Raw genomic sequence first — 12,521 nt, forward strand, 5'->3', positions numbered from 1 at the left:
AGTAATTTAGGAAAATTATGGCAAAGGCGTTAGCATGAACCGATTCAAATATTTATTTCTATTTATCATCACCCTTCTGGTACTGTCCTGTTCCTCAGAACGTAACACGTTTACTAATAGGATGTATCACAATACAACGGCAAAATATAATGCATATTTTTATGCCAATGCTAAAATTGAAGAGTTGGAGACTGGTATTCAAAATAACCATAGGGAGGACTTCAGTCAAGTACTTCCTGTTTTCTATACCATTGACAGTGCTTTTATTGAACAAAATGAGGAGCTGTTAAAAGAGGTACGGGAGTTTGCTTCCCGTGCTGTGGATTGGCATAGGATCTCAAAGTGGAAAGATCCAAGTTATTTTTTGATAGGAATGGCAGATTATTACAATGCAGAGTTTGATGATGCAGCCAATACTTTCAGGTATTTAAATGTCAACAGCAAAAAGAAAAAAATCAGGCATCAAAGTCTTGTCCAATTAATGAGACTTTATACTGATCAGAAAAAATTTGAGGATGCCACATATGTCATTGACTTCTTAACAAAAGAATCCGGTATAAGCAAAGAGAATAAATTTCACCTTTACAAAACACTGGCCTATTATTATGACAGCAGGGAGGATATAAACGGAAAAGTAGGTTCACTCGATAGAGCGCTCGGTTTTACTAAGGACAAAAAGGAAAAATCACGGATCAACTTTATCCTTGCACAACTTTATCAGAGAGAGGGGCTTGATGCATTGGCGTATGACTATTATCTCAAAGCTGTCAAGGGGAATCCTCCTTATGAAAGAAGCTTCTTTGCACTATTGTATGCTCAGCAGGTGGCCGAACTCAATAAAAGTAAAGATATCAAAAAAGTAAGGACTTACTTTGATGACCTATACAAGGACAGTAAAAACAGGGATTTGAAAGATGTCATTCTTTATGAAAAGGCACTATTTGAGTTGAAACAGGATGAATTGGAAGAAGCTGAAATTCTCCTCCGGAGAGCTGCAAAGGAAGAGGGAAGTAACCCAATTCAAAAAGGTTATATTTATGAAAAACTGGCCGAAATTAGTTTTGATATCAAAAATGACTTCAGGGCAGCAAAGTATTATCTCGACAGTGCCCTGACACATTTCAGACCGACTGATTCTTCCTATGATTTTATAGTGGCAAGAAAAGAAATCCTTGATCGATATGTTACCAACTATGATACAGTAGAAAAATATGACAGTCTCATCCAACTCAGTGGATTGAGCCGGGAAGAACAGGAGTTGATTGCTGAGGCATTTATTAAAAGTGAAGAAGAACGATTGATTCGTCAAGCCGAAATAAAAGACCAACCCAAGTCTGCCGGAATTTTTGACAATCTACTTGCTTTCGGTGGCAGAGGTGGCGGGGAATCATTTTACTTTGATAATGCTGTAGCCTTGCAGCAAGGTTCCATTGATTTTAATAGAAATTGGGGAAACAGACCTTTGCAGGACAACTGGAGGAGAAATGTGCAAAGTTTGCAATCCACTGCTACAAGTACCAATACTTCCGATCTTGATGATCTAGCTGATTCAGATGCAGAAGCTGATCTGGAGGAAAATTCCGCTATTTCCCAAATTCCCGATGTTGAAACGCTATTGGCCCAAATACCAAGCGATCCTGCTCAAATACAAGCCATGAAATTGGACTTGGAAAAATCTTATTTTGAATTGGGTAAGATTTTGTTTTTTGATTTAAGAGTTCCCGAGATCAGTATAGAATACCTTGAAAGCTTGATAACCAAATATCCTAATACCATCAAAAAACCTGAAGCCTACTACATTCTCTATTTGGCAAAAAAAGAAATCGGCAGAGATTTTCAGGCTTATGCACAGCGATTAAACATGGAATTTCCTGAATCTCCATACACATTTTCGGTAAATAATCCAGATGGAAGTGTTGGGAATTTGGCTTATTTGGAATCATCCAAAAATTATAAGCAAGCTTATGAAATGTATTATAATAGGCAGTATCAGACTTCAAGACAACTAATACGTACAACTTTAGAAGCTTATCCACTAACCAGAAATACCGACAGATTATTGCTTTTGGATATAATGGTTTCAGGTAAAATCGATGAATCTGATCGGTATAGACAAAGGCTCGAAAATTACATCCAAACCACGGAGAACGAAGATTTGACAAATATGGCAAGAATTATGCTTGCTGTATTGACTGGTGAAAGTGATGGTTTAAATGGAGATGATCTTGATGAGGAATTGGATGAAAGTCTTGAAGATGAAGATCAGATAGTGGAAGATAGTGAAGAAGATAATGAGGTTGAGGAAAGTCCTTACAATGAAAATCCTAATCAAACCCATATATTTGTGATTGTCCTTCCTGCAGACCAATCCAAAGAATCCAAAAATCTTTTGGCTGACCTTGAAGTATTCCATTCTCAGAATTTCGCCAGTTCAAGACTCCGTACCGGCAATATGAACCTTAGCCGTGAAAATGTAATTTTCATAGTAAGTCCTTTTAACAATGCTGAAAAAGGCCTAGACTACAGAGAAAAATTCTTAAACAATTTCCAAACTGCAGCCATTTCTGATGAAAACAAAGCAAATACTTTCCTGATTTCAATCGAAAATTTCCAAGAATTGAACAAAAGAAAAAACCTGGATGAATACAGATCATTCTATAAGAAAGCATACCAATAAAATCCCCACATCCTTAATTTCAGAATTTAAATGACCCAAAAAATAATTAGAGTAATTTGGATAACCTTCGCAGCGGGACTGATAGGGTTTGTTTTATTTGTCTGGGCAGTCAGTGGAAATTTTTTAGGACTCTTTGGTGAGTTGCCTGATTTCAAAGAATTGGAAAATCCTCAAAGTGAGGTTGCCTCCGAATTATATTCCTCTGATGGCATGCTTATGGGGAATTACTTTAGAGAAAACCGAAGTCCTGTTTCCTATTTTGAGCTTTCGCCCAATCTTGTCAATGCCCTGATCGCAACAGAAGATGTTCGTTTTGAAAAACATTCAGGTATTGATTTACATAGTATGGGAAGAGTTTTGTTCAAATCCCTAATTCTCAGACAAGGCGCGGGTGGTGGAAGTACCTTAAGTCAGCAAACTGCTAAAAACCTTTTCAAAACCCGCAACCTAGAGTCTCAGGGCATATTGAGCCGGGTGCCGGGACTTAGAATGCTGATCATCAAAACCAAGGAATGGATAGTGGCTGCTAAGCTGGAAAAATCTTATACCAAGGATGAGATTCTCACACTTTACCTCAACACTTCCGAATTTGGAAGTAATGCTTATGGAATAAAAACTGCATCTAAGACTTTCTTCAATAAGGAACCCTCAGAACTGAATGTTCAGGAATCTGCAGTGCTTGTGGGTTTATTCAAAGCACCATCTTATTACAGCCCGGTCTTTAATCCTGACAATTCTCTTAGAAGAAGGAATACCGTGTTGTATCAAATGGAGAAATACGGTATGCTGAGTGAGTTGGAATATGACTCATTGACGAAAATGCCGATTGAACTTGATTATAAAGTGGAAAATCAAAATCAGGGAATGGCCACCTATTTCCGTGAAGTAATCAAATCGGATCTGATCAAATGGACAAAAGAGAACCTGAAGCCTGATGGAACACCTTATGATCTTTTCGGAGATGGACTCAAAATATACACTACCATCGATAGTAGGATGCAACGCTATGCGGAAGAAGCCGTGCAGGAACATATGAGGGAGTTGCAGAGAAAGTTTGAAAAAGAAATGGGCAATAGAGAACCATGGATTGACAACAACGGACAGGTCATAGCCAACTTTATAGAAACTCAGGTAAAACGAACAGAAGCATACAGGAATTTGGTAAAAAGATATGGTGCCAATTCAGATTCGGTCAATATCAAGCTCAATGAGAAAAAAAGAATGAAAGTTTTCTCGTGGGATCGGGATGAAATTGATACACTTTTGAGTACCATGGATTCCTTGAGGCATTATAAAAAATTCCTTCAAACCGGATTTGTTTCCATGGATCCAAAATCAGGTCATATCAAAGCTTGGGTTGGGGGTATCAATTACAAACATTTCAAGTTTGACCATGTGCGTCAGAGTAAAAGGCAGCCTGGTTCCACTTTCAAAGCATTTGTTTATGCCGCTGCTATTGAGAATGGTTATAGCCCTTGTTACACCGTTGTTGACCAACCTATAGAAATCAATATTCCTGGACAGCCTACCTGGACCCCAAAAAATGCTGACGGCAAATTTTCCTATGAGAAGATGTCTATCCGATTGGCAATGGCACAATCGGTTAACTCTGTATCTGCATACATGATGAAAAAACTGGGGCCAAGAATAGTTGTTGAAACTGCCCACCGACTAGGAATCACTAGCGATTTGGAAGAGGTTCCGGCTTTGGCTTTAGGTACAAGTGATGTCTCTGTGATGGAAATGGTGGGTGCGATGGGAACTTTTGTCAATCAAGGAGAACATATCGTCCCATTCTATATTGATAGGATAGAAGATAAAAACGGTAATTTATTGCAGCAATTCACCCCAAAGAAAAAACCGGCCATGAGTGAGGAACATGCTTACTTGATGTTACATATGCTAAGAGGAGGTTTTGAAGAAACAAGGGGAACAAGTCAAGGTGTCCCTTGGTCATTGAGAGATGAAGGTAACCAATTAGGTGGGAAAACAGGAACCACGCAAAATGCCTCAGATGGTTGGTATATGGGCTTAAGCAAAGACTTGGTTTCTGGTGCTTGGGTAGGCGGAGATGACCGTGCCATTCACTTCAGAAGTTGGGTCAGTGGACAGGGCGGACAGACAGCAAGACCAATATGGGTCAAATATATGTCTAAGGTTTATGCTGACACTTCCTTGGGAATCACCAAAGGCGCATTCCCTAGGCCTGAAAGGCCATTGAGCATTGAAATCGATTGTGGAAAATATCAGCTTGAAAACAGCAGGTTTTCTGATTTTGATTATGACGCCAAAAGGAACGATTTCTAATTAAGGTTCCGGTCTTATTATCAAATGTTTGAACTGTACCTAAGCTTAAAATAATACCAATGCCTGTAATGATACAGGCATTGGTATTTTTACAGAAAATAAACTCTTTTTTATATTTGTACATGATGCAAGCCTCGTCTTATGCTGTTGAAGAGCACCACAATCTCCCTGATTTACCTGGAGTTTATAAATATTACAATCTAGAAAATGAACTGATCTACGTAGGAAAGGCCAAGAGCCTCAAAAAAAGAGTCAGCAGTTATTTTTTGAAAAATACAGGAGTCAACTATAAGACCAAAAGAATGGTCAGGGAAATCCGAAAGATTGAAATAACCATTGTAGACAACGAATTTGATGCGCTGCTGCTAGAAAACAACCTGATCAAAAAAACACAGCCAAGATACAATATACTGCTGAAGGATGACAAGACTTATCCTTATTTATTGCTGACCAATGAGCCTTTTCCAAGAATCTACCCTACTAGAAAAATGATTCCTGGGAGAGGCTCTTTTTATGGTCCCTTCGCCAGTGTGAAGGCCATGAACAATGTGCTGGAGCTTATCAGAAGCATATTTACTATACGCACATGCAGGTTGGACCTCAGCCCCACGAAAATCCGTGATCAGAAATATAAAGTATGTCTGGAATACCATCTTGGCAACTGTCTAGGGCCTTGTGAAGGTCTCCAATCAGAACCTGATTATCTCAATGAAATTGAGCAGGCCAAAAACATATTGAAAGGAAATATGGGTGTTGCCAAGACTTATTTCAAAAAAAACATGCAAGATGCTGCCGAAAATCTGGCATTCGAACGTGCACAGTACTTCAAAAACAAATTGGAATTATTGGAAAAATACCATGCCAAATCGCTCATTACCAATCCATCTATCAGTAACTTGGATGTTTTTGGTATTGAAACAGATGATAAAACAGCTTATGTAAACTACCTGAAAATTATAAATGGTGCTGTGATCATTACCAAAACTGTAGAGTTACGGAAAAAATTGGATGAAACAGAAGCAAAGTTATTGCTGACGGCGATTGTAAGACTTAGAGATCAGTTCAATAGTGATGCCCAAGAAATCATTGCCAATATACCATTAGATGAGGAATTTGAAGGTTTCAATTTTTCTGTTCCAAAAATCGGTGACAAAAAGAAATTGTTAGAGCTCTCGTTGAAAAATGCCAAATACTACAAAAAGGAAAAATTACTGGCATCAGGTGATGTAAGTGACAAAAAATTCAGGGTATTGAAACAGCTTCAGTCTGACCTTTCACTCAAGGAGATGCCAGACCATATAGAATGCTTTGACAATTCCAATATTCAGGGTACAAATTCAGTTGCAAGTATGGTCTGCTTCTTAAACGGAAAGCCGGCCGTCAAAGAGTATAGACATTACCATATCAAAACGGTCATAGGTGCCAATGACTTCGCCAGTATGACAGAAGTAGTTGGAAGAAGGTATCAGCGATTGATTGAAGAAGAAAAACCACTACCAAAACTAATCGTAATCGATGGAGGAAAAGGGCAACTCTCTTCTTCTGTAGAGGCGCTTAAAGAATTAAACATTTATGGAAAGATTCCTATCATAGGCATTGCCAAGCGCTTGGAGGAAATATATTTTCCTGAAGATCAGTTCCCCATCCATATAGACAAAAAATCAGAATCCCTGAGATTGATACAAAGGATAAGAGATGAAGCCCACAGATTTGCTATCACTTTCCACAGGCAGGTCAGGAGCAAAAATGCTATTGGTTCTAAACTGACTGATATTGAAGGAATAGGTGAGAACACTGCAGGAAAACTGCTGAGCAAATTCAAATCTCTCAAGAAAATACGTGAATCCACGCTTGAGGAAATATCAAGCATCGTGGGAAAAGATAAGGCAGAAAAGGTTTACGATGCATTAAAGGAAAAAAAGAGCGGTTGAAACCGCTCTTTAATTTTTTACCATTCCCAAAGTCCGTTTTCGAAATCGAGAAGTTTATATTCAAATTCAAGAGAATTTAAAAATGCTTGCAATTCAGGATTGGGATGGTCAGATTTAACCAAATCCGCAATATAAGCATTGTCGGGATTTGTATATCTTCTGACAATTGATCTAAATAACCTTTGATCGAATACCTGATCATAAGTAAGTACTTTTGCAGTATTTTGGAAAATCAACCATTTGGCTTCAGGATGATCCATGAAATGATTGTAAAAATCCTTAAATCTGATATATCCTATCGTCTTTTGTCCTGCATTTGCATTGGTCTGCGAAGGCATCACCAGCTCAATGTATTTCACATCGAATTTGATCTGTGAATGGTGCTTGTCAAACACAAAATCTTCCATGAAATCCAAGTAATACAATTGCTTTACAAAGATACTATCCCCATTAGCTGCGATCCAGAAATTCTCCTGAAACTCCGCAATGGACAAAGGTCTTGTAAATTTATCGTCTCCGAATACTTCCAAAGCATTGTCCTCAACTATGGCTTTATAGATATGGTTGACTATACCATCATTTTTGGTATCACCTGATCCGTAAAGCGGTTGATTGTACTTTTCTCTAAGGTCGATCCTTCTCCAGACAGCCAATTGATACATCTTATCGTCTTCCCTGATAGGATGTGCCGAAAAAATGGTGTCTTTTTTAAACTGTCTGTCTCCGTAAGAAGATGGATTGACACTGGTGGCGCCTTGTCCTCTTGCATCTAAGCCTAGGATTATCACACAAAGCGATAATAGACCAATGAATTTAGTATGAAGTTTCATATTCATTTTATTTAGGGGCAATACCCGAAGGCATTGTCCAATTATTTAATTACTATCCTGTAGATTTCAGGACTCGCCAAGTTAGTCTTAATCTTATTTTGACGGAAATTGGTTCTTGTTACTTCCGTCACCCTCACAATCAGGTTATCTCCAGTTCTAGCTGCAGCCAATAGATTTCTGATAGCTACATTTTTCCCTGAAATATTTACCCTTTCACGTGGCACATCATTTCTTAAGAGAATCACCTCTCCGCCTGTAATTTCGAAATTTGCATCCCTAGCCATCGTCCTACCGAAAGTTGGTTCAGGAATAGCTTCTACAATCAAAGTTGAAGGTCCTGGAGCTGGATATGGAACACTTAAGTCAATTGCGCCTCTTCCATCAAACAAACGGATTGTAGGAGCAGGAACTGGCTTAATATCATACGAAACATCTCCGATTTTATTGCCTCCACTGCTAACGCCGATGTTTACTTTCCCAGAACTTCCCGGAATCACAGTCAGCTGCCCGGGTCTACTACCTTGAATAGAGGTACCGTTAGATACCGTGAAACTTGGAGCATATGAATTACCCAATGCGGGCACATCAATCAAAAGATCATTGGCGCAATCAGCATACAGTTGGTTGACTACTTCTGAAGTAACCTTGATTATCGGCTGGGCAACGTAGTATTCATACTCAACAGGAAGCACTTTAGTTTCTCCTCCAACATTGGTGGTAATTTCACCTTTAAGGATTCTTTTGGCCAAACCTCTATCGTCATATTGACTAGCAGGTTGTGCTGTGAATTCTATTTTACCAAAACCGTTTTCGACAGGAACTGCTCTTCCATCAATCGTCATCTCCGGAGCATCCGAAGAAGATGATGAGGCAATAAACATGTCTCCTTGGAATTTAGTGCCTGCTGCTACTACATTGGATAGGGCTGCAACTCGTGCTTCAACAATATCAGCTTTAAAATAAAATGAACCAATTGAAGTAGTTATGGCAGACAATGCCTCACTTTCAATGTTCAAAACTTCATTTTGATATTGTGAAATCAATGCCATTACTGCACCAACAGGAGATTTCACGAAATTAAGATTCACAAAGTTTTTATTCCTTGCTTCTGAATCATTCTGGAAAATCTCAATATCCTTAGCATCCTTAGCGATATCCCCAAAAGACATATCAATTCCAAGGTCATTCAATATTTTCGAAATTTCAACAGGGTAAGTATTGAGCCTTTCCTGCATTTCAAACCCTTTCCTGTTGTTGTTGAAGATATTACCAGGAACATCGGTATTCTTTAAAGATGAACTCCTGAACTGACCTTTTTCGTCTCTGGCATTGGAAGTTTCAATCAATTCCTGTTTTAAACTTTCCAGGTAATTGAAGATATCAGCAGTTTTACTTCTGACTTCTTGCGAAGCAGCAACCTTAGGAACATCACGGGGATTATTTCCTTGTTGTTCAACGGTATTCTCTATAGTAGATACCATGAACATATTCTTATTGACGTAGTTTTTTGAGGTTCTCTCCAAACCGTCATTCAATAGCACAAACTTTTGAAGGATCTGATTACTTACCTGCAAAGCCAGCAAAGCTGTCAATACAAGGTACATCATTCCTATCATCCGTTGCCTTGGTGTTTCTTTTCCTCCAGCCATATTATTTCACAAAAAGATTAAACATTGTTTTAACTAGGCTTAACCTTTCATGGCTGTTAGCATTCCACCATATATTTTATTGAGTGAGCTCACGTTTTGGTTGAGTTTGGCCAATTCGTTTTTGAACTGATCAGTTTCTTTACCTGCTTCATTGAGGCCTTCCATAGCCGTGGAAATATTGGCATAGAACTTATTCAATGTTTTCAAGTGGGTCTGTGCATCCAATAATTCCATTTCGTAGACATTATTGAGTGCTGAGAGGTTTTTAGTCACCGTTACCACTTGACTGTGGTATTCCTTAGCATCAGTAGAGGCATTTGAAAGCTCAGTAAGTGCCATTGCTGTTTTACCGTAAGATTGGTTAATATCCACCAAAGTCTTGGAAGCAGTTTTTACATTTGTCGCATATTCATTGGTAGCTACTGCTGCATCTGCAAGCGAGCCCATTCTTTCAGCAGAGGTTGCGAGATTCTGCATTCCTTTGCCCAAGCTATCCAACAAATCAGGACCAATTTTAGCATTGGAAAGCATATCATCAAATTTCTGGGTGATGTTTTCTTTTGGCTCTTTTTTGGATGATTTAGCCGCTTCAAGTTCTTCACCTGCCAATTCAGGATAGACCTTTGACCAGTCTATTTCTTCGTGTTTTGGTTCAAATGCAGATAAGAAAAATATCAGTGCTTCTGTCGTAAGACCGACACCGATCATTAAACTAGCTCCTTGCCAGTCTAGAATTTTAAACATTGCACCAAGGATTACAATTGATGCACCGATACCGTATATCATGGGCATGATATCACCGTAGAATTTGTGTTTAAAGGAATTTTTGTTCTTTGCCATAATAAATAAAAGTAAAGAGTTTAGAGTGATTAAGTTTAGAGTTGTTTTTTTTACCTTTTCCTTCTTCTATTGTTGTTCACATTCATAGAGCCGGATCTTCCTAAATAGGTCATTGTTGTTCTGAATCCAATATGTGCAGTTTTTACATCCTGGAATTCATAAGTTCTTGTACTTGTTTCCAAGTAGTGAGCGATGTCTTTCCAAGATCCACCTCTTACTACTTTTCTTTTTTCATTCGGGTTATCATACTTAGGATCCAAATCCCAAGTCAATGCACCTCCAACTGGACTGTAAGCGTCCAATACCCATTCGGCTACGTTGCCTGACATGTTGTACAATCCAAATCCATTCGGAGCAAATACATCAACCGGCGCAGTGTAAGCGAATCCGTCATCAATGTAATTTCCTCTACCTGGTTTGAAATTGGCCATGAGGCATCCTCTTTTGTTTTTCAGATAAGGACCGCCCCAAGGATACTTGGCCACTTCCTTACCGCCTTTTGCAGCGTACTCCCATTCTGCCTCTGTTGGTAACCTGAATTGAGGATAATCGAAATCAGATTTGTCATTGGCATTTAGATGATAAGTTCTCCACTGGCAATACATGTGTGCCTGCTCCCAGCTTACACCAACTACGGGATAGTTGTCAAAAGCTGGATGGTCAAAATAGAACTCCATCAAAGGATCTCCATAATGGAAAGTAAAACTGGTGTTCCAAACGGTAGAGTCAGGAAGTACCTCATCCAGATTGAACTGGGGAGGATCTTTCAATGTAGTCGGAGTACTGTAGGTATATTCACCTAACCTTACGGCTTCTACAAATTGCCTGTACTTGTTGTTGGACACCTCGTACTTATCCATGTAAAATTCCGAGATGGTAATCTGTTTGTTTAAAGAAGACTGCGTGAATGCAATATCCTCATCAGCCTGACCCATCCAAAAAGTCCCTGCCTTTACGGGCACCATGTCCTTAGGCAAAACTTGCTGCCAAATGACTCTCTTCGGAACACCAGTTACTTCTCCCCGTCTGTTGTCTTTTTCACTGGCTGAACCCTTCTTGCCTAAAAGTCCACAACTTGGCAGAACTGCTACTACCAAAAGGGCTAAAATCAAGGTGAAAATGCGTGAATTCATTTTTCTAGACATAAATTACATATAATGAGTTGTTAAATAACTTGTCCATTTTTCAATAGGAACAAGAGCGAAAAGTAAAGTAAATTCTTAGAAATACACAAATTTAATTTACCAATTTCTATATTTTTTTTTTAAAACCTGAATCTTGGAGTCCTTTGAATTGTCCTTTGGAACTCTTTTGTTACGTCCGGCAATACATAAGATAACATGAACTCATGACTGGTTGGAGATTTGGCTTCTATACCACTTACTACCAAGTCAAATGCATATCCTATTCTAAGTGAATTGTCTTTAAGAAGGCTATATCCTGTAATCAAGGAAACCGATTCTTCTCCTCTAAACGCCAAACCCGCACTTACTTTTTGATTGTATGTCGCTATAACGCTGACATCGTAGGAAAAATTATTAAAAGAGACAGTTTTCAATAAAATACTTGGCTCAAAATCCCAAAGCGCAAATGTTCTTATCCTATAACCTAACATCAGGTAAGAATGATTCTTTAATTGGTTTTCCAATGCACCCTCCCCAAAATCAAAGCCCGGTTCATTGATATGGCGGCTGCTCAAGGCCATATAATACTTTCCTCTATCATAAATAACTCCTGCACCATAATTGATGTTCATCTGAGTCTCGGAACCTGATTGAGGAAGTCTTGGGTCTTCATTTACAGTTCTTAGGTCTTCATAATTTAATGTACTTGAATAAATACCACCCATGGCACCGAAGCTTAATGTTCCCATCCTTAACCTTTTGTGATATGCCAAAGAAAGATTCACTTCCTGATTGGTGGTAGGTCCTATGTTATCATTAACAAAATTAAGGCCAACTCCCAATTTTAACTTTTCTATTGCAGCCTGAGCGGAAACTAATTGGGTTATCGGGGGATTACCATTGTTGCCCGAGTAATTCAACCATTGTGATCTGTGAAGAGCAGAAAACCTATAGCCCCCATCTTTTCCGGCAAAGGCTGGATTAAAATATGTGCTATTATACATATACTGTGTGAATTGGGCATCTTGCTGCCCGTCTGCCTCCAAAAACAAAAAACAACTTGATATGAATACCAAGAGATACTTCAGGAAATTGAACTCAAGCTTAACCATGCATAAATAAAATAATCTTTTAAAACCCTATTCTACACAATTAAACTGATT

The 12,521-nt window shown here is 38.7% G+C and carries 8 protein-coding genes; 3 read left to right on the plus strand and 5 right to left on the minus strand.

The features are described 5' to 3' along the window. Positions 1-34: 34 nt before the first annotated feature. From ACEW8U_RS07525 to uvrC, 3 genes are all read left to right on the plus strand, one after another. Positions 35-2,677, plus strand: coding sequence for a gliding motility protein (locus ACEW8U_RS07525; RefSeq protein WP_373521423.1), 2,643 nt, complete (start codon positions 35-37; stop codon positions 2,675-2,677). A 30-nt stretch (positions 2,678-2,707) separates the two neighbouring features. Further along, positions 2,708-4,984, plus strand: coding sequence for a penicillin-binding protein 1A (locus ACEW8U_RS07530; RefSeq protein WP_373521424.1), 2,277 nt, complete (start codon positions 2,708-2,710; stop codon positions 4,982-4,984). 125 nt (positions 4,985-5,109) lie between these two features. Continuing rightward, entirely contained in the window at positions 5,110-6,915 is a 1,806-nt protein-coding gene (gene uvrC, locus ACEW8U_RS07535) for an excinuclease ABC subunit UvrC (RefSeq protein ID WP_373521454.1), read from the plus strand. Between the two features lie 17 nt (positions 6,916-6,932). Here the strand turns inward: uvrC and gldN are convergent, their stop codons facing one another. From gldN to ACEW8U_RS07560, 5 genes are all read right to left on the minus strand, one after another. Next, entirely contained in the window at positions 6,933-7,745 is an 813-nt protein-coding gene (gldN, locus tag ACEW8U_RS07540) for a gliding motility protein GldN (protein WP_373521425.1), read from the minus strand. Positions 7,746-7,786: 41 nt separating this feature from the next. Then, complete coding sequence (gene gldM, locus ACEW8U_RS07545; protein ID WP_373521426.1) at positions 7,787-9,394, minus strand: gliding motility protein GldM; 1,608 nt, start codon at positions 9,392-9,394, stop codon at positions 7,787-7,789. A 39-nt stretch (positions 9,395-9,433) separates the two neighbouring features. Beyond that, positions 9,434-10,234 carry a gliding motility protein GldL gene (gldL, locus tag ACEW8U_RS07550; protein WP_373521427.1) on the minus strand — a complete coding sequence of 267 codons (801 nt, stop codon included), beginning with the start codon at positions 10,232-10,234 and terminating at the stop codon, positions 9,434-9,436. 50 nt (positions 10,235-10,284) lie between these two features. Continuing rightward, on the minus strand, positions 10,285-11,379 hold the full coding sequence (gene gldK, locus ACEW8U_RS07555; RefSeq protein ID WP_373521428.1) for a gliding motility lipoprotein GldK: 1,095 nt from the start codon (positions 11,377-11,379) through the stop codon (positions 10,285-10,287). A 119-nt stretch (positions 11,380-11,498) separates the two neighbouring features. Then, on the minus strand, positions 11,499-12,470 hold the full coding sequence (locus tag ACEW8U_RS07560) for a type IX secretion system membrane protein PorP/SprF (RefSeq protein WP_373521429.1): 972 nt from the start codon (positions 12,468-12,470) through the stop codon (positions 11,499-11,501). Between the last annotated feature and the right edge of the window lie 51 nt (positions 12,471-12,521).

Source organism: Aquiflexum sp., assembly GCF_041751335.1.
GTDB lineage: Bacteria > Bacteroidota > Bacteroidia > Cytophagales > Cyclobacteriaceae > Aquiflexum.

Excerpts from the sequence above, each read along its gene's own strand:
- ACEW8U_RS07525 (WP_373521423.1), top strand. The coding sequence starts at position 35 with ATGAACCGATTCAAATATTTATTTCTATTTATCATCACCCTTCTGGTA.
- ACEW8U_RS07530 (WP_373521424.1), top strand. The coding sequence starts at position 2,708 with ATGACCCAAAAAATAATTAGAGTAATTTGGATAACCTTCGCAGCGGGA.
- uvrC (WP_373521454.1), top strand. The coding sequence starts at position 5,110 with ATGCAAGCCTCGTCTTATGCTGTTGAAGAGCACCACAATCTCCCTGAT.
- gldN (WP_373521425.1), bottom strand. The coding sequence starts at position 7,745 with ATGAAACTTCATACTAAATTCATTGGTCTATTATCGCTTTGTGTGATA.
- gldM (WP_373521426.1), bottom strand. The coding sequence starts at position 9,394 with ATGGCTGGAGGAAAAGAAACACCAAGGCAACGGATGATAGGAATGATG.
- gldL (WP_373521427.1), bottom strand. The coding sequence starts at position 10,234 with ATGGCAAAGAACAAAAATTCCTTTAAACACAAATTCTACGGTGATATC.
- gldK (WP_373521428.1), bottom strand. The coding sequence starts at position 11,379 with ATGTCTAGAAAAATGAATTCACGCATTTTCACCTTGATTTTAGCCCTT.
- ACEW8U_RS07560 (WP_373521429.1), bottom strand. The coding sequence starts at position 12,470 with ATGGTTAAGCTTGAGTTCAATTTCCTGAAGTATCTCTTGGTATTCATA.